The sequence below is a fragment of the Streptomyces sp. ISL-98 genome, assembly GCF_018614055.1.
GTDB lineage: Bacteria > Actinomycetota > Actinomycetes > Streptomycetales > Streptomycetaceae > Streptomyces > Streptomyces spiramyceticus.
In genome coordinates, this window is sequence record NZ_JAGGPB010000104.1 from 1 (window position 1) to 17,462 (window position 17,462).

The 17,462-nt window shown below is 67.0% G+C and carries 15 protein-coding genes and 4 pseudogenes; 9 read left to right on the forward strand and 10 right to left on the reverse strand.

The features are described from left to right. Positions 1-313: 313 nt before the first annotated feature. The 4 genes and pseudogenes from J7I98_RS39400 to tnpA (J7I98_RS39415) all read right to left on the reverse strand — a co-directional run. A complete protein-coding gene (locus J7I98_RS39400) occupies positions 314-1,393 on the reverse strand; it encodes a Rieske 2Fe-2S domain-containing protein (RefSeq protein WP_214929871.1) in 1,080 nt (359 codons plus the stop codon). Continuing rightward, entirely contained in the window at positions 1,390-2,997 is a 1,608-nt protein-coding gene (locus tag J7I98_RS39405) for an NAD(P)/FAD-dependent oxidoreductase (protein WP_214929872.1), read from the reverse strand. Before J7I98_RS39405 ends, J7I98_RS39400 begins: the two co-directional genes overlap by 4 nt. A 432-nt stretch (positions 2,998-3,429) precedes the next feature. Further along, positions 3,430-3,570 carry a hypothetical protein gene (locus tag J7I98_RS39410; RefSeq protein ID WP_214929873.1) on the reverse strand — a complete coding sequence of 47 codons (141 nt, stop codon included), beginning with the start codon at positions 3,568-3,570 and terminating at the stop codon, positions 3,430-3,432. Between the two features lie 278 nt (positions 3,571-3,848). Continuing rightward, a pseudogene (tnpA, locus tag J7I98_RS39415) lies at positions 3,849-4,122 on the reverse strand (IS200/IS605 family transposase); the annotation flags it as partial. 14 nt (positions 4,123-4,136) lie between these two features. Here tnpA (J7I98_RS39415) and J7I98_RS39420 point away from each other — a divergent pair. The 4 genes and pseudogenes from J7I98_RS39420 to J7I98_RS39435 all read left to right on the forward strand — a co-directional run bounded on the left by J7I98_RS39420 (position 4,137) and on the right by J7I98_RS39435 (position 8,366). Then, a pseudogene (locus J7I98_RS39420) lies at positions 4,137-4,938 on the forward strand (RNA-guided endonuclease InsQ/TnpB family protein). 38 nt (positions 4,939-4,976) lie between these two features. Then, a pseudogene (locus J7I98_RS39425) lies at positions 4,977-5,638 on the forward strand (ABC transporter permease); the annotation flags it as partial. Then, a complete protein-coding gene (locus J7I98_RS39430) occupies positions 5,631-6,359 on the forward strand; it encodes an ABC transporter ATP-binding protein (protein WP_214929874.1) in 729 nt (242 codons plus the stop codon). The pseudogene J7I98_RS39425 and the gene J7I98_RS39430, both read left to right, overlap by 8 nt. 321 nt (positions 6,360-6,680) lie before the next feature. Further along, positions 6,681-8,366 carry an FAD-dependent oxidoreductase gene (locus J7I98_RS39435; protein ID WP_251021875.1) on the forward strand — a complete coding sequence of 562 codons (1,686 nt, stop codon included), beginning with the start codon at positions 6,681-6,683 and terminating at the stop codon, positions 8,364-8,366. An 84-nt stretch (positions 8,367-8,450) separates the two neighbouring features. Here the strand turns inward: J7I98_RS39435 and tnpA (J7I98_RS39440) are convergent, their stop codons facing one another. Then, positions 8,451-8,879, reverse strand: a complete 429-nt coding sequence (gene tnpA, locus J7I98_RS39440) for an IS200/IS605 family transposase (protein WP_214929875.1) — start codon at positions 8,877-8,879, stop codon at positions 8,451-8,453. A gap of 55 nt (positions 8,880-8,934) precedes the next feature. Between tnpA (J7I98_RS39440) and J7I98_RS42005 the strand changes: the two genes are divergently transcribed. Further along, positions 8,935-10,212: a transposase gene (locus tag J7I98_RS42005; protein ID WP_251021876.1), complete on the forward strand. Its 1,278-nt coding sequence runs from the start codon at positions 8,935-8,937 to the stop codon at positions 10,210-10,212. A gap of 39 nt (positions 10,213-10,251) precedes the next feature. On the opposite strand, the gene J7I98_RS39450 is transcribed toward J7I98_RS42005, so the two are convergent. Then, on the reverse strand, positions 10,252-11,466 hold the full coding sequence (locus J7I98_RS39450; RefSeq protein ID WP_214929876.1) for a serine hydrolase: 1,215 nt from the start codon (positions 11,464-11,466) through the stop codon (positions 10,252-10,254). 483 nt (positions 11,467-11,949) lie between these two features. Between J7I98_RS39450 and J7I98_RS39455 the strand changes: the two genes are divergently transcribed. Continuing rightward, the gene (locus J7I98_RS39455) at positions 11,950-12,201 is read left to right on the forward strand and encodes a hypothetical protein (RefSeq protein ID WP_214929884.1); all 252 of its coding nucleotides are present in this window, start codon (positions 11,950-11,952) and stop codon (positions 12,199-12,201) included. Here the strand turns inward: J7I98_RS39455 and J7I98_RS39460 are convergent. The 3 genes from J7I98_RS39460 to J7I98_RS39470 all read right to left on the reverse strand — a co-directional run bounded on the left by J7I98_RS39460 (position 12,154) and on the right by J7I98_RS39470 (position 13,939). After that, positions 12,154-12,489, reverse strand: coding sequence for an acyl-ACP desaturase (locus J7I98_RS39460; protein WP_214929877.1), 336 nt, complete (start codon positions 12,487-12,489; stop codon positions 12,154-12,156). The two genes, J7I98_RS39455 and J7I98_RS39460, sit on opposite strands and share 48 nt — an antisense overlap. 529 nt (positions 12,490-13,018) lie before the next feature. After that, a complete protein-coding gene (locus J7I98_RS39465) occupies positions 13,019-13,267 on the reverse strand; it encodes a hypothetical protein (RefSeq protein ID WP_214929878.1) in 249 nt (82 codons plus the stop codon). A gap of 102 nt (positions 13,268-13,369) precedes the next feature. Continuing rightward, positions 13,370-13,939, reverse strand: a complete 570-nt coding sequence (locus tag J7I98_RS39470; RefSeq protein ID WP_214929879.1) for a hypothetical protein — start codon at positions 13,937-13,939, stop codon at positions 13,370-13,372. Positions 13,940-14,859: 920 nt separating this feature from the next. Here J7I98_RS39470 and J7I98_RS39475 point away from each other — a divergent pair. The 3 genes from J7I98_RS39475 (at position 14,860) to J7I98_RS39485 (ending at position 16,772) form a co-directional block, all read left to right on the forward strand. Next, the gene (locus J7I98_RS39475) at positions 14,860-15,111 is read left to right on the forward strand and encodes a hypothetical protein (RefSeq protein ID WP_214929880.1); all 252 of its coding nucleotides are present in this window, start codon (positions 14,860-14,862) and stop codon (positions 15,109-15,111) included. Next, positions 15,099-15,668 carry a DinB family protein gene (locus tag J7I98_RS39480; RefSeq protein WP_214929881.1) on the forward strand — a complete coding sequence of 190 codons (570 nt, stop codon included), beginning with the start codon at positions 15,099-15,101 and terminating at the stop codon, positions 15,666-15,668. Before J7I98_RS39475 ends, J7I98_RS39480 begins: the two co-directional genes overlap by 13 nt. A 669-nt stretch (positions 15,669-16,337) precedes the next feature. Next, entirely contained in the window at positions 16,338-16,772 is a 435-nt protein-coding gene (locus J7I98_RS39485) for a VOC family protein (RefSeq protein ID WP_214929882.1), read from the forward strand. Between the two features lie 75 nt (positions 16,773-16,847). On the opposite strand, the pseudogene J7I98_RS39490 reads toward J7I98_RS39485, so the two are convergent. After that, a pseudogene (locus J7I98_RS39490) lies at positions 16,848-17,440 on the reverse strand (transposase); the annotation flags it as partial. Between the last annotated feature and the right edge of the window lie 22 nt (positions 17,441-17,462).

Below are 17,462 nucleotides of genomic sequence, written 5' to 3' on the forward strand. Positions count from 1 at the left end.
TCACTTGCGGGACAACCTTTAGTTGCCTCATAGTGAATTGCATTTGGCGTTCACTGGCGCGTCACTTTTTCGGGGAGGGCTCCTTCGCGGTTTACTCCGGTACGTCGCGTGCATGCGTGGTACTCCCTGGACACCGCGCCCCCGGCCCCATGTGCCATCACTGAAACCCCAGTTGGCGTGCCCGCTGCGGCGGCGGCCGACGCTACGCATGCACTTCCCCACCACGGGTGCACACGGAGCCGTCACCTATTCGGCCAGAAGCCCTGCTCGGAGCGCTGTCACCCACCGCCCTGACGGCGCACGTCGGGGGCCGTCATGATGCGTCTTGGGGCAGTTGGGCAGTCGTGTGTTCTGTGCCCTGTGGAGGGAGGTTGCGCCGGTAGAAGTTTCGGTACGCGCGGACCGAGGGGCCGTCGGCTGCTGACCACAGATCTTTGGCCACCGGTCGCCTCCACCGCAGTACATCCAGGTCGGATGCAGCGTTGCGCTGTACCAGGCGGCGTAGGAATGCGGCCCACAGCCGGTTGACCGGCCACAGCAGCCAGTCCGGTCCGAGCTTGCGTACGACGACGGCCCACATCGCGATGGTCAGTTCGGGTCCCACCGGGCTTACCGCAGCGATCACTGTCAGCAGGGGTGGCCTGGTGTCCTGTTGTGGCTGAGATTGGGCGGTGACCAGGGCCAGCGTCGGGCTGGCCATCGTGACGCGGGCGTAGGGGCGGAAGCGCTGGACGCGGGTGATGTCGGCATCGACGGGCTGGATCATGAAGGAGAAGTGGGGGCCTTCGTCGCGCAGGGGAACGTACGTCATCGGGCCCGGGGCGCCGTGGGCGCAGGGCCAGTGCGCGACGTCGGTGACGTGCTCGCTGACGGTCAGCAGGTCGGAGTGGCACACGTGGACCTCACCGGCCACATGGAGGTAGTGCCGACGGTCTTGGGCGTGGTCGAGGTCGGTGAAGGGTTGTGCCGGGCCGGGCCCGTGCCAGAACCAGATGCATCCGCTGTGTTCCGCGACGGTCAGGCTGCGCTGCCTGGCCCGGGAGGGGATGCGGCAGCCTCCGGGGATTTTCACGCAGCGTCCGGTGACGTCGAACTCCCAGGCGTGGAAGCCGCAGGTGAGGCTCTCGTTGCGGACGTATCCGCCGCGGGCCAGATGCGCGCCCATGTGGCAGCACTGGCTTTCGACCATGCCGATCTGTCCGCTGTCGGTCCTGAACAGCGCGTACTCGCGGGAGAGGTAAGTAACCGGCACCACCTGTCCACACCGCAGGTGCTTGCTGAAGCGGGCGAAGTACCAGCCGGTGGGGGCGGTGACCGGTCCGCGGTCGGCGCCCGGGGGCAAGTGGTGGTGGAGCTCCAGGTCGTAGGACTGCGGTCGGGGGCGCCGCGTCATGGCTGCTCTCCTCGTACGACGCTGGTGTGGTGGCCGTGCTGCGGCCTTGCTTGAGCGGGCAGGCCGGCGGGGTTGGGTTCGGGTTCGGGTTCGGGTTCGGCCGGTGCATACCAGGTGTAGGAAGCGGGGTCGAAGCTGCTGAGCCGGCGGATGAGCCGCCCGGTGGACCACGGCCAGGCGAAGATGTTGCGCCCGGTGGGGCTCAAGTAGTAGCTGGTGCAGCCGCCGGAGTTGTACACGGTGGTGCGCAACGCCTCCTGCACCGTGGTGTTGTGCGCGTTCTGTGCGGCCGGCAGGACCTCGAGGGCGCGGTGGCCATCTTGCTCGAGGTGGGACAGGGCTGCGGTGAGGTAGGTCAGCTGGGCTTCCAGAACGGTGATCGCGGAGGTGGAGCCACCGAGCACATTGGGCCCCAGAAGCAGGAAAAGATTGGGGAAACCGCTGACTGCGGTGCCCAGATACGCCTGTGGTTCTCCGTCCCAGGCTTCATGCAGTGTCCGGCCGTTCGTGCCGTACAGGGTCTTGGCCAGAGGCAGCTCACCGACGCGGAAGCCCGTGGCCGTGATGAGGACGTCGGTCTGGACGGTGGTGCCGTCGGCGCCTACGACCTCGTTGCCGCGTACAGCGGTCACGGCGGTCGGGTGCAGGCTGACATGCGGCTGAGCCAGGGTGCGGTAGAAGGTGCTGGAGGTCAGAAGGCGTTTGCAGCCCAGTCGGTAGTCGGGCGTGAGTGCCTTACGCAGCTGCCGGTCACGGACTGCGAGCCGCAGGTGCGCCCGGGCGCCCGCCTCGACGAGGCGGGCGGCACGCGGGTGACGAAAGGCGTAGCCCAAACCCTCCTGCAGCGCGTACTGCCCGGCACGCAAGGCGCCGCGGGAGCCGGGCAGACAGTCCAGACACCAGTTGAACGCCGCAGGGACCGGCAGGTCGGGTTTGGGTAACACCCATTGGGCGGTCCGCTGGAAAAGGTGCACCTTGGCCGCCCGGGCCTGGATGGCCGGGACGACCTGGACAGCGGAAGCCCCGCTCCCCACGACGACCACGCGACGGCCGGCGAGGTCGACGCTCTGGTCCCACTCGGCGGTATGGAGCACGGGCCCGGTGAACTCCTCGATCCCGGGGACGTCGAGGTGCTGCGGTACGTGCCACGGCCCGGTGGCCAGGACCAGTACCGCGGCGCTGTATGCCCCGTCACTGGTCTCCAGCAGCCAGCGCCCGGCCGCCGGATCCCATCGCGCTCCCAGCACCCGCACCCCGCAGCGCAGCACTTCGCCGAGTCCGTGCCGCTCCGCCGTCGTCCGCAGATACGCATGGATCTCCCGCTGTCCGGCGAAGACCCTGCTCCAGGCGGTGTCAGGGGTGAATGAGTAGCTGTAGAGCGATGAGGGCACATCACAGGCGCAACCCGGATACGTGTTCTCCCTCCACGTCCCGCCGAGTTGCGGCCCCTTCTCCAACACCAGGACATCGCCGAACCCCGCCTCGCGCAGCCGGATAGCGGCGCCGATACCGGAGAACCCTGCTCCGACGACCACGACCCGCACATCCCTCACGGGCCGCCTTGCCTGCGCCGGAATCCCAGCCTCGATCCGCGCCTGGTACATCAGTGCCTTCTTTCCCGTTGCCGTATCTGCCGCTGCTCAGCGAGCAGCCCCTCCCGGCCACCAATCACCGCGCACGCCTTCAGCAGCACCGGAAGCGCGAGCAGGAAAGCCCCCCGGTACGTGCCTTGGCCGCACGCCCGAGCCAGCCGATCAGCCCAACGACGCGTGCGGCGGGCGGGAAACGGCAAATCTGACAGAGCCGGTGCGACGGACAGGGCTCGTTGGTCTGCCGCGCCGCCCTCTGGGGCCGGAAGCCAGCCGGGAGGTGGTGGTGCGCGTTTCTACTACGGGGCGGGTCGAAGTGGACCTGCGTGGTCGGGCACTGCTCGGCCAGATTGACCAGTTCGGCCTGTTCCTGCGGGTCGACGGCCAGGTGCCAGGTTCCAGCGGAGCTTGGTTGCGGTCCCTTCCGATGCGTGCTGGCAGCGGACTTCACCGGCAGGCGGCATCCAGGTACCGGAGCCCTTCGGACTTGCCGCGGTTCGACCTTGCGGTGACGCCGACCAGCGAGGTAGTGGCACCCAGGTCGTTGGCGTACGCCTCACGGCGCTGCGCGGTCCATGCCGATGTCACCCCGGTGCTGGAGAAGATCCGCGTCCCCAGAACGGGCCCAGGCAGGCCACGTGGGAAGCGGGACAGCTTCTCGGCTGACAAGACATACAGCAACGGCCCATGCCGTCAGTACCTGCGGCGCCGGTACATCCGCCACACGATCCCGGAGAAGACCGACAGCAAGGCGACCCGTCTACCTCTGATCTTGCCCTGTGCATCGCCCTTTAGGTTGGTGGTGAAGGGCGTCCTTGGCCCGGAGGCGCGGAGCGCCGGAGTGCTCTGCGCCTGTGTGGTGACGGTCAGATGGGACGTTGCTGGTTTTCGATGTACTGGCGGACGGCGGTCAGGGGTGCGCCGCCGCAGGACCCGGCGAAGTAGGAGCCGGACCAGAAGTGTCCGCCCCACAGATGTCGGCGGACGCGCGTTGTACTCCTAGCGAAGCCTGCGGGAACTGACGCCCTTGAAGGAGCTGACCAGTTTGGAGAGCTGAACCTTCGGCGGATAGTGCACGAGCAGGTGGACGTGATCCTGTTCGCCGTTAAACTGCTTCAGCTCGGCTTCGAAGCCTTCGCACTATGGTGGTCGCCATGAGTGAACAAGGGGTGGAGAAGCGGCAGTTCGGGCATCGCGCCCGACTGGCACTCTCCCCTGTCCTGTCGCTCAAGGCTGATGATCAGGCGCACGCCGCCCGCACGATGTGGAACCTTCTCCACGCGTGGTGGCAAATGACGTCGAAGGAGAAGCGGACGCTCGGACACGCGGACGCCGCGATCCGCCAGGCGCGTAAGGACATCGACTTCCTCGCCGTACTGCCCGCCCAGGCCGCGCAGGCAGTACTCAAGACGTACTTCCAGGCATGGAAGAACTGCTGGGACGGCCGCGCCGACGCCCCGAACTTCAAGGGCCGCATCCGCACGGTGATGTCCGTGGACATCCCGCAGGGCCGGGACCTGAACATCGTCCGCGTGCACCGCCGGTGGGGGCAGGTCAACATGGTCAAGTCCGCCAAAGGAACAGTGGACCAGCCAGGCAAGAACGTCGCCCAGAAAGCCGGGCTGAACCGCTCCATCAGCGGGGAAGCATGGGGCCGCACGGTCACCATGCTGACGTACAAGACCGCCCAGCACGGCGGCACCCTGGTCAAGGTCCCCGCCCCCCACACACACCTCCCGGCGCTGCTCCGCCTGCGGTTTCATCACACCCGGCAGCCGGGAGTCCCAGGCCGTGTTCGTATGCAAGAACCCGGACTGCGGCTGGTCGGGCAACGCCGACCACAACGCAGCCCGCAACATCCTCCACCTGTACCGGATCGGCCTCGTGGCGATCCCGGCTGCCGGGAGGGCAGTCGTCAGACGCGCGAAACGCGTCAAGCCCACCACCGCAAGGTAGGTGGGAATCTGCCGGATCCATCCGGGAGAGCACTTCAATACTTCATCTTCGGCGTCCTACCCGCACCAAGGACGGGGTCTCCGACTTCGTGCCGTTCCTGGTCACCGGCGTCTTCTTCTGGACGTTCACCAGCAGCTCGGTCATGGCGGGCACCCGCGCCCTTACCGGCAACCTCGGCCTCGTCCGCGCCCTGCACTTCCCGCGCGCCTCACTTCCCGTCGCGTACGCCGTCCAGCAACTCCAGCAGCTGCTCTTCTCGATGGCCGCACTGGCGGTGATCCTCTGCTGCTTCGGGCAGTTCCCCCGGCCGTCCTGGCTGCTGGCACTGCCCGCACTCGCGCTCCAGTCGCTGTTCAACACGGGTCTCGCGATGGTCATGGCGAGGCTGGCGTCCCGGACCCCCGACATCGCCCAGCTGATGCCGTTCGTCCTGCGCACCTGGATGTACGCGTCGGGTGTCATGTGGAGCGTCGGCCAGGTCCTTCACGCCGACACGCTGCCGCATCCGGTGGCCGTGGCGCTGGAGTGCAATCCGGCCGCCGTCTACATCGACCTGATGCGCTTCGCCCTCATCGAGAGCTTCACCGCCGCCCAGCTTCCCCCGCACGCATGGCTGATCGCCGCGGGCTGGGCACTGCTCGCGGGCATTGGCGGCTTCATCTACTTCTGGCAGGCAGAGGAGACGTACGGCCGTGGCTGAACAGGATCGGCTCGAACAAGACCGGCAAACCCCCACTGTCATCGCCGACGACGTCCACATCACCTACAAAGTCCAGGGCGGCGCACGGGAAGTGCATGCCGTCAAAGGCGTCACCTTTGTCGCCCACAAAGGCGAGGCTATCGGTCTCATCGGCTCCAACGGGTCCGGAAAATCAACCCTCCTGAAGGCGGTCGCCGGCCTGCTGCCACTCGCCCGCGGCCATGTCTACGCCCAGGGACAGCCGTCGCTGCTCGGGGTGAACGCCGCCCTGATGAACGACCTGACCGGCGAGCGCAACGTCACGCTCGGCGGCCTGGCCATGGGCATGACGCACAAGCAGATCCGCGAGCGCTACCAGAAGATCGTCGAGTTCTCCGGCATCGACGACAAGGGCGACTTCATCACGCTGCCGATGCGGACGTACTCCTCCGGCATGGCCGCCAGGCTCCGTTTCTCCATCGCCGCCGCCAAGAGCCACGACGTACTCCTGATCGACGAGGCGTTGGCCACCGGCGACGCCGCCTTCCAGCGCCGCAGCAAGGCCCGCATCGCCGAGCTACGCGCCAGGGCGGGCACCGTCTTCCTGGTCAGCCACAACAACAAGGCGATCACCGAGACCTGTGACCGGGCGATCTGGCTGGAGGCCGGAACGATGCGGATGGACGGGCCCGCGAACGAGGTCGTCGCCGTCTACGAGGAGTACGCCAAGAAGAATAAATAGCGTAAAGCCGACTCTTGATGACGCCCCGGCAGATCGCGGCCAGCGACGCGAACACCACGCTGGGAGCTTGGTGGCGGCCCGGTCGGCCGCGTACGTGGCGACGCTCCGGGCGGGCGGTCACGGCGACCAGGGAGCCCTGATGCAACAAGCCGCTGACCTGATCCAGTCCGGGCCGGTTTCACGGATGCCCAGCTGGTCCAGGATCAGATCGACCTGCACACAAGTCGGTTCAGTTCGTGGTTGGTTCGGCCGAGCTTCCGCTCGGTGGCTGAGCCCACGAGCGCGACAACAACAATGACGCGAAGGAGCATCGCTGTGTCCATGAGCGCTGATCTCGGGTCGGTGGCGGTGCTGGGCGGCGGCGCCTCGGGGCTGACCGCGGCACACGAACTCGCCGAACGCGGTTACCGCGTCACGGTGTACGAGCGCAATGACACACCGGGCGGCAAGGCCCGCAGCATGGACGTGCCGGGCACCGGCACCGGTGGGCGTCTTCCGCTGCCCGGCGAGCACGGCTTCCGCTTCTTCCCGGGGTTCTATCGCAACCTTCCGGACACGCTGCGTCGAATCCCGTATCCGAACAAGTCGGGCAGCGTCCACGGAAATCTGGTGAACACCACCGAGTGCCTCGTAGCCCGTGACGGCGGCCGTCCGAACTTACGGTTTCCGGTCCGTACGCTGTTGTCGTTACCCGTTCCGGAGTCGCTGCTGCCCGGCGCTCTGGTGGAAAGTCTGGCCGGGCTTGTGGACACCGCGCTGAACCTGCCGCCGTCCGAGGTCGTCCACTTCCTCGGCCGCGTGCTGGTCCACATCACCAGCTGCGAGCTCCGGCGGATCGAGCAGTGGGAGATGGTCTCGTGGTGGGAATTCATCAACGCCGACGCCATGTCACGGGAGTATCAGCAGCTGCTCGGCGTCGGAATCACCCGGGACCTTGTCGCCATCCGGGCCGAGGTGGCGAGCACGCGCACCGTCGGCCGCCTCACTCAGGCGTTCATCTACAACCTGCTCGGCCGCGGCAACGACGGTGAGATCGACCGGGTGCTCAATGCGCCGACCAGCGAGGCATGGATCACGCCCTGGGAGGAGCATCTCCGCGGCCTCGGCGTCGAGTTCGAGTTCGCCACCGAAGTCAAGGAATTCGTCTGCGACGGTGGCCGGATCACAGGCGTCAGGGTGAGGTCCACGAGAAGCGCAGCGGCCCGTACCGTGGTCGCCGACCACTACATCTGCGCCATGCCCGTCCAGGACGCCCGCGCCACCTGGGGCGCAGATCTTCGCGCTGCCGACCCCCAGCTCGAACGCTGTGACCGGCTCCAGACGGCCTGGATGGTCGGCGTGCAGTTCTACCTGCGTACCCGCACGCCCCTCGTGCACGGGCACGTGATCCACGTGGACTCGCCGTGGGCACTCACCTCGGTCAGCCAGGCGCAGTTCTGGAAGGGGCGTGACTTCCGCTCGGCCTACGGGGACGGAGAGGTGGCCGACTGTCTCTCTGTGGACATCTCGGCATGGGACAAGCCGGGGATTCTGTACGGAAAACCGGGGATGAAGTGCACTCGGGACGAGGTTCGCCGGGAGGTCTGGGCGCAGCTCAAGGCGGGGCTGAACGGCGCCGGGCGGCGAGTGCTCGCCGACGCGGACCTGCACTCGTGGTTCATGGACCCGGCGGTGACCGGCCTCGGCGGACCTTCACCCTCCAACCGCGAGCAGCTGCTCATCCACCCCGTTGGCACCTGGTACGACCGGCCGTCGAGCCGCACTGCGGTGCCGAACCTGTTCCTGGCCGGCGACTACGTTGCCACCGACATCGATCTCGCTACGATGGAGGGCGCCAACGAGTCCGCGCGGCGAGCGGTCAACGCCCTGCTGGACGCGGACGGTTCGCCCGCACCCCGCTGCCGGGTCCGGCGGCTCTACCGTCCGCCCGAGCTGACGTTCCTCCACAAGCTCGACGAGATCAGGTACCGGTCCGGCCTGCCCAATCTCTTCGACTGCGGCAGGTAAGCCGCCACTACCTGTGATCTTGGCCAGTGCCCCCGTCTTTAGGCGGGGGGTGTAGGCCATCTCAAGACTGCTCTGACCCGCAGCTCAGTACGGGCGTTTCTGCTGCTCGATGTACTGACGAACCACTGTTATCGGTGCTCCACCGCAGGAGCCGGCGAAGTAGGAGCGGGACCAGAACCGGCCGTGCATGATGGCCCGGTTGACCTGGCCGGTGAACTCCTGCCGCAGGTACCGCGAGCTGACACCCTTCAGGCTGTTGACCAGCTTCGAGAGCGCGACTTTCGGCGGGTAGTGCACCAGGAGATGAACATGATCGCGTTCGCCGTTGAACTCCTTCAGCTCCGCCTCGAAGCTCCCGCAGACATCGCGCATGATCTCCTCACAGCGCGTCAACATGGCGTCATCCATCACGCCTCGCCGGTATTTCGTCACGAACACCAAGTGCACGTGCAGGTTGTAGACAACGTGCGCTCCGCGCCTGACATCGGGTGCTGCTTCCCATCGTGGTGACATGCACCAAGCGTAGTATGATCAGCGAACCAGCCAACAAGCGGAACGGGGAGGGAAGTTGAAGCGCCAGCGTGGCCACAAAGCCCGTCTCGGCCTCACCCCCGTCCAGCTGTGGAAGATCGAGGACCAGGGCCACGCCGCACGCGCGATGTGGAACCTGATCCACGACCTTTGGACGATGACGCCGAAGTGCCAGCGGTCGCTGTCCCGGATGGACACAGAGATCCGCCGGGCCCGTAAGGAGATCGACTGGCTCGCCAAGCTTCCCGCACAGGCCGCGCAGCAGGTCCTGAAGACGTATATGCGTGCGTGGGTGAACTGCTGGGAAGGGCGGGCCGAGGCTCCGACCTTCAAGGCCCGGTTCCGTACCCGCGCGGCCATCGACATCCCGCAGGGCCGGGACCTGCGCATCAAGCGACTGACACACCGTTGGGGTCAGGTGTGGGTGCCGATGGTCGGCCTGGTCCGCTTCCGTTGGACCAAGGATCTGCCCGGCGTCACCAAGGGTTCACATCCCGGCAGGGTGACCGGCGCGCGCCTGGTCAAAGACGCGCTCGGCTGGCACATCGTGTTCCGCACCGAAACCCTCGTGGACGATCCCACGCCGCACCAGGGGCCGGGCGTCGGCATCGATGTCGGTGTCACCCGGCCCCTGGCCCTGTCCGACGGCACGTTCCGCGACCACGACGCATGGCTGACCCCGAAGGAAGCCGAGCGTCTGCGCCGCCTGGAACGCACCCGCGAACGCCAGAAGCAGTACCGCAAGCCGGGCGAACGCACATCCAACCGGCTGGCCCGCACCAACCGCCTGATCGCCGGGTACCGCGCGAGAGCCAAGCGCCGCACCCTCGACTGGCAGCACAAAACCACCACAGGCATCGCCGACACGTTCGGCGTCGTCGGAGTGGAAGCACTCAAGATCACGAACATGGTCAAGTCCGCCAAGGGCACCGTCGAGGAACCGGGCAAGAACGTCCGCCAGAAAGCCGGACTGAACCGCTCGATCAGCGGCGAGGCATGGGGCCGCACGGTCACCCTGCTGGAATACAAGCTCGCCGACCGGGGCGGACACCTAGTCAAGGTCCCCGCCCCGAACACCTCGAAACGGTGCCACGCCTGCGGCTTCATCACCGAAGGCAACCGCGAGAGCCAGGCCGTGTTCGTGTGCAAGAACGAGACCTGCGGATGGTCCGGCAACGCCGACACCAACGGCTCGTGCAACATCGAGACAGCCACCAAGCACCAAGCGCCCGAGGACATTGCGGGTGTCAGGACGTGGAGCCTTAGCCAGTGGGCAGGCCCTGAAGCGTCAACCGCTCATCCAGTCGCACTCTGACACGGATGGGATTCTGCCCCGTTTACGGGGCAGAGGATGTCAACGAAGACGAACCAGCTCAGGCAACGGAGACGGCCTCTCGGTCAGGGACGGGGCCTTGCCGCAGAACTCCGCTTCGAGGACATTCACGTAGAGCGATCCGTCCTGCAGCCAGTCACCGTTGACGTTGAACGTCAGCTGGTGCTTCCCGTCCAGCGTGCCGACCATCGCGGACAGGGAGCCGTTCGTACGGCCGCTCTTGCCCACTACCTTCACTCCGCAGGACAGCTGCGCGAACTCGACACCGAGCCCGTACCCGATCCCGTCCCCCGCCGGAACCTCATCGAGCATCTCCTTCATCTGCGCCGAGGGCAACAACTCTCCACTTACCAAGGCACGTTGGAAGCGGTTGAGGTCGCTGCTGGTGGAGATGACGTCGCCGGCCGCGCCCAGCCAGGTCATGTTCTGTTCGGTGGCGTCATAGATCTTGGCGTCGGGGTCTTCCTGGTGGAGCCGGGAGTAGCCGACGGGGTGCGGGTTCGGCATCTGTGGTGTCGTGCCAGGGAACGATGTCCCGGTCAGCTTCAGGGGCTTTATGATGCGGCGCTTGACCTCTTGCCCGTACGAATGACCCGTCGCCTTCTCGATGACCATCCCGGCGATCACGAAGTTGGTGTTCGAGTACAGCGGCGTTTTCTCCGGATCGGGCTTTGGCGGGTACTTCAGCGCTGTCGCCACGAGTTCTTCGGGCGTATGGGTGTCGTACCGGTGTTCCGGGAAGCCGGGACCGGCGGCATTGTGTATGAATGCGGGGTCAGCGGTGTGGTTGGCGATGCCGCTGGTGTGGTTGAGGAGCTGACGCAGAGTGATCTTGCTCCCGTCGTAGCCGTTGCCCTGCACCAAGCCGGGCAACCACGTCTCGACCGTGTCGTCCAGGCTCAGTCTCCCTTCCGCCTCCAGCTGGAGCAGGACGGTCGCCACGAACGTCTTGGTGATGCTGGCCCCGCGGAAGTGATCGCCGGGGGAACGTTTACGGCCCGTGCTGGTGTCCGCGTAACCGAACGCAGCGAACCAACTGCCCCTACGGTCCCGAGCCTTGGCGACCGCTCCGGGAAGCCCACCCTTCTCGACAAGATCACGCAGTGCGGTCCGGGTCGCCTCGTGGCCACCGTGCTCCGACTGTGCCGCGTGTGCGGACGGGGCGAGTGCCGCCGCTCCAGCGGCTAACGCCACTGCCAGAGCGAACGAGACGGTGCGTGCAGCCCGTTGCTTCATGGTTGTGTGCCTCCTGGTCGCCAACGGGCAGTGCCTGCCCCTTGGTGACGATGACGCCGAACGCGGGCTTCAGGGTTGATCGTTGGTGTGGCCGTCATGCCGAGCGACCAGAGCGACGGCCGATACGAGGCAGTCACGTGATCGCCCGGACAGGTCCTAGCTGCGCAGCAAGGCAGCCGGTACGCCCTGCCCATCAGGGAGCCGCTATGGCCGCAGAAGACGGAGGTCGGAACGGGCAGCGGTTCGGCGTGCCGGGGTGGTTCCTGGGTGTCCACCAGACGTGGCGGCGCTGCTGCCGGCCGCGGCGGTACGGACTGACGACTGTGTCGGCGAGCCGACCTCCCTGGTGGACGCCCTCGCCGCGAGGCGGCCAACTCGCGTTGCACCGGGCGACGTTCGGTGCGGCGGACCCCATTGCGCCGACGGCCGTGCCGGCACGCTGGTGCTGGGCTGCTCGAACGGGCACTGCGGCGGCTGGATCCGGTGACGGGCGAGGTGGGCGGGGTGTTCGGCGGGTGGCACGGCGACGGCGTGTCGGCGATGGCGCCAGGGGGCGGCCTGCTCGTGTCGGGCGGCGCGGGCGGTGGGGGTGCCGTGCAGTCCGCGGGCAGCGCGGAGGAGGCGGATACGGAGGGGTGCGGCTCGGGGAAGCGTGGCGCGGACGCGGTCGCACGGCTGCGGACGCCTTCACCAGTGCTGCGTGCGAAGGCCGAGCGGCAGAGGCATCACCGGTGACTGGAGTTGATGGCTACGGCTTGGTGACGTCCACGCAGCAGCACGTGAGACGGTGGTAGCGAACGCGTAGTGATAGCTGGGCAGGTTGTCCTCGGTCAGTAGGTTCAGCACCCACGACGAGCGAGCGGCCGTGCTCAGCTTCGATTGGCCGGTGTGCCAACCCGTACCACCCAAAGGCCCTTCGAAGTCCGCACCCCGGCTCCACGGAATGTACTGATGCGGAAACCACTCCCGCACCGTGCCCAAATGCCGATCAACAAGCCGGGCCACCACCGGTTCCAGTTCCACAAGTCAATCGATCCGTTCCGGACAACCGGGCATGTCGTGATCATCTGCCATGGCCAGTGAGTATGAAGCAGCACAGCCACCCCCGGCGGTGATCTTCACTCCTTCGAGGATGGACCGGATGAGGATTGCGAGGCGCGCACGGGATCAGGCCCGGCGCGACGCCCCAGCAGCCGGGAAGGTAGGCCGACTTCCCCGCTTCCAACCACTTCAACTTCCAGGCCAGCTCAATCGGTTACAACCGGCGCGGCCTTGTACGAGCATTCCTCCCCGCGGCGGAACGCGACGCGTTCCCGATCGTTGATCACAGCGCAGTTCTCGCTCTGGCTGCAATCGTCCGCGACCGAACGCGGCGCGATGGCCTTCCCCATGCAACATCAGGGGAAGGCCATCGGCATAAACGTCTAGCCACATCGAAATAACGGCTGGGCGCACATGGCCCTGACTCAGCTCACGACAGGTCAGTGGTGCCGATGGCGGCACGGGCCCTGTTACGGGCCACCGCTTGAGATCACGACGGGGGTAGAGGAGTTCAGCACCGCGCTTGCCTGCGGAGGTCGGGAAGGCCGGGTCGTCGGCGCGGGCCCAACGGCAGCCTGTTGAGGGTGACTTCGGGCAGATGCTTCTGCTGGACCTGGCGCAGCTCGACTACGCCGTCCTCGGATACGGCGGGCGCGGGTCCGGGCCCTTCGGCGCTGGGGGTGGGCGGGGCGGGCTCGGGGCGCTGCGTCGGGAGGATGTCGGTGCCTTGTGGCGCGGCCTTGCGTGAGGTGGCGCGCATCGTCGTCCGGCGCACTGAGTTCGGGTGCGGATACGGGCGCTGGGGGGCTGCCCGGGATGGTTTCCGGGGTAGCGGTGCGGGTGCCGTGCTCTGACAGAGACGTTACGTCGCCTCCACCGTGAACCGTGTGTTCAGGCCTTCCAGCAGTTGACGTCCATGCGTGTCGAGTGCAGATCCGTCTGGTGTTGTGAACGGGCGGCGGCTGACTAGGCGGGCCAGCGGCACGCCCGGCATGAGCTGCGTCCCGGTCTGCGGCACATGCATCACCACGCAGTCGTCCGGCCCGCACTCCAGCAGTCCGTAGCCCTTGCCGCGCCACTGCAGCGCGCCGCCCGTCATGCGGTACACGCCGCTGACGGGTGCCCCGGTAAGCCGTCCGGGCGGGCCCTGGTGGCGCAGGGTCAGTTGTGCTGCCTGCACCGGTGCGAGGTCGGCTTTGGCGGCAGTAGCCTGGCCGCGGAGCTCCAGGACGTGCCGCAGCATGGTCGGCAGCTGTTCCTCCTCGAGCTCCACCTCGCCCAGGAGCCACGTGGAAGCCTGCATTCGGCAGTTGATTTCCAGTGCCACCGCGGATTCACCGCGGACCACGAAGTCCGTGCCGAAGACACCGATGTAGCCGAGGTCCGCGAGTCCCCAGCCGATCCGCTCCGTCGCTTCCGGTCCTCGGGCCAAGCCGCGGGGGACAGTCTCGCCGCTGCTCCGAAGTCGCAGCCGGAGTATCCACCGAATGCCCCACCGAGCCCTGACACATCGGTGAGCTGGACGGAGGGCCGCAGGACAGTGACTGAGCCGTCTCTCGACACCAAGCCATGGAAGTTGAACGAGGTGACACCCACGTAGGCGCTCACCAGCCACCGCTCGGCGGCCGGGATCTTGTCCACATCCTCCCTCCCGTCCACCAGGTACGTCCCCCGGCCGGCCGAGCCCACGGGGCGCTGCACCACGTACCGGTCTCCGAAGCGGCGTCGAAGCTCCCGGTGGTCGAGCTCGTGGACCACCGTGTCGACGGGCGTGGCAACGCCCAACTCGCGAAACCACGCACGCATCGCGGTCTTGTCCTCGAGTACGGCGCTAGTGGGCTGGGTGAGGTGGGGGGCAGAACGGGCACCCAGGCGTTCCAGAGCCGTCAGCCACTCCGGCCGGGGTGGCAGATAGGAGGCGAGCCCCAGCTCTCTGCCCTGCCACCGGCCCCCACCAGATCGGGCAGGGCCTCGACAAGCTGGTCGAGCTGCCCGAGGACATCGCTGTCCTTCCGGCGAGGCAACAGCTGCTCGGCGGAGAGGAGTTCGGCATCAAATCGCTCCGCTCAGCCCGTGTCCGCCGCTCGTGCGCTCATCAGCACTGAGAGGCAGCGGGTGCGCAGGAGTGGCAGCAGCGGGAGCGCACGCGGGGCGAATCCAACCCCCGGTACCGCGCGTAACAGGCGAACGCCGTCGTCGAGTGCAGTAATCACCAGCAATTATCCTGTCGCATCCGTGAATTGAATGTCTCCGGAGCCTCGCCGGCCCGTCCTGGAACTGCCGGACGGCAAGACTACGGTCGGCTCCGAAGTCCCCCGCCTGTCGCTCCTGCTGGTGAGAACCCTCCCCAGCATGCCGCCGGAGCCCGCCATCGGCCGGCGCGGATACCCGGACGAGGTCTGGGTATCCTTGATCGAGCGCCAGGCCATCCGCCGCGGCACCTTCCGGTCCGTCCGCGACCTCAATGCCAAGATCCGCGCGTTCACCGACGGCTGGCACAGCCGCGCGCACCCGTTCGTCTGGACCAAAACTGCCGACCAGATCCTCAAGAACCGTAAAGAACTAGCGAGCTTGTGCCCGCACGACCGATCATGGAACGCATGAGTGACCAACCAACACGATGGAGCCAGGCAACCGTCTACCCCGACATGTGGGCCGACCCGGACGACGACCCCCGCGACGGCGAAGGAGCCAGTCCGGACGGCGAGCTTGCGACGCTGCTGGACTTCCTGTCGGGATACCGCATGACTCTGCGGATGAAGTGCGAGGGCCTTGATGCGGAGCAACTGGCCCGTCGGTCGGTTCCGCCGTCGACGATGTCGCTGCTCGGCCTGGTTCGGCACCTCGCCGAGGTGGAACGGGACTGGCGCAACTGGATCAGGGAGGGCGATCCGCTGCCGAGGCTGTACGGCGAGAAGGACGCGGACTTCGAGGGAGCTGCCGCCGAGCAGGCCATGGTCGACGCTGCGTACTCCGATCTGGAGCGCGAGCAGGCCGCGATGGACGCCGAGCTGGCCGAGCACCCGGACCTGGGCGAGCGTCTGGGGAAGGACGGGACCTCAGTACGGGAGCTGATGGTGCACAGGATCGAGGAGTACGCCCGTCACTGCGGGCACGCCGACCTGTTGCGCGAGTGCGTCGACGGAAGGGTGGGCCAGTGACGAGGGCCGGGGGTTACCTCCACCGCCGGAGGCGCATCCAGGATTGCGGTGAACGACAATTCGGCTCGGACGCTCCTCACAATCCAGCCAGACTCCCGAAGTAGTTGAAGCGCGAGCGCAGTTCGTCCACGCCCAGCGGAATCTCGTCGGTCCTAAAAGCTGTCCCGTAACTGATCTTTCGCATGAGGGTGGTTGGTCAGGATTGGGTCGTGGCACCCACTGGTGGGCTGCGCCGCCAGGGCTGCGTCGTTCTCGCGGACTGTCCAGTTTGATGACCTTGTCTCCAAGATGGTCAAGGGCCTGGCGGGGTTGCGGGCGTGGTGGCGGAGGCCGTCCGCGATGCTTGTGCGGCCGGTGAGCCGGGGGCCGATGGCCCAGTTCCTGAAGGCGGCCATGGCTCGGGGTGGGGTGGGGTGCGGTTCCGGTCCTCACTCGGGAGGCGCCTTCTCTGTAGGTGCGGTCCCGGATCGGCAGGCTGCCGTCGGGAAACGCGGCGAGGGCCGTGGCCGCGGTCTGGTCCGGAACGGCGGGCAACCCCTTGGAGGCATCGACATCGATTCACCCCCTACGACCGCACGACACAGCAGCGGCTAGCAGGGGCCGTCCTCCCGACAACATGCAGATCCACACCGGGAAATGAGCAACACAGTCCCCTGCTATGGTGCGCCGATGTCATCGATCAAGCAGTTCCAAGTCACCTTCGACTGCGCAGAACCTGAGCGCGTGGCTCGTTTCTGGTGCGAGGTGTTGGGGTACGTCGTATCGCCGGTGCCGAAGGGGTTTGACACGTGGGACGACTACCATCGCTCGCTGCCGCCTGAGCATCAGGTGCAATGGTTCTCCTGCATTGATCCCTCAGGTGTGGGCCCGCGGCTGCTCTTCCAGCGCGTTCCCGAAGGCAAGGTCGCCAAGAATCGGGTGCATCTCTGCGTGCGGGCCGGCACCGGGCTCGTGGGTGAGGAGCGCCTCGCCACACTCCAGGCCGAGTGCGCACGACTGGTCGCGCTCGGCGCGGTACACGTGCGAACGCTGCTTGCCGATGACCACAATGAGTCGTGCATCGTGATGCAGGACATCGAGGGCAACGAGTTCTGTCTCGACTGAGCATCCTCCGAGCCGGCGAGGTGGGAGCCGTCTCCCTTGGGCCTCTCTTAAAGATGGCCCCGTATGGGGCGGGAGTTATCCCGTGAGGGCGAGGTTGTGAAGTCGGGCGATGGCGAGCATCGCGGTGTGAATGCCGTCGCCCTTCAGACGGCAGTCGCGAAGGATCTTCCAGGTCTTCCTCCGCGCGAAGACGTGCTCGACGCGGGCGCGGACCTTGCGGTGGGAGGTGTTGTGCTCCTCCTTCCATGCAGCCAGTTCGGTCTGGCCGCGTTCGCGGCGGTGCGGGATGACCAGGCCGGTGCCCCGATAGCCGCCGTCCGCGATCACCGTGGTCGGCCGACGGCGTCCTTCGCACCGGACAGTTCCCACGCCTTGCAGTCGTTGCGGTTGCCGGGCAGCGGCCGGCCGACGGCGACGACGAGTCGGGTGTCGGCGTCGATGACGACCTGGTGGTTGGTCGAGCACCGGTAGTTCTTCGACTGCTCGGCAACCGTGTGATCCCGCGTGGGGACCAGAGTGCCGTCGACGATCAGCACGGCGTCCTTTCGGAACCGCTTGCGGGGCTGGAGCGCGAGCATCGGCCCGAGGTGGCAGATGATGCGGTCCGCTGCCGACTTGGACACCCCGAACAGCGGGGCGAGCTGGCGCATCGTCAAGTTCGTACGCCATTAGGCACTGTTTCTCGGATCA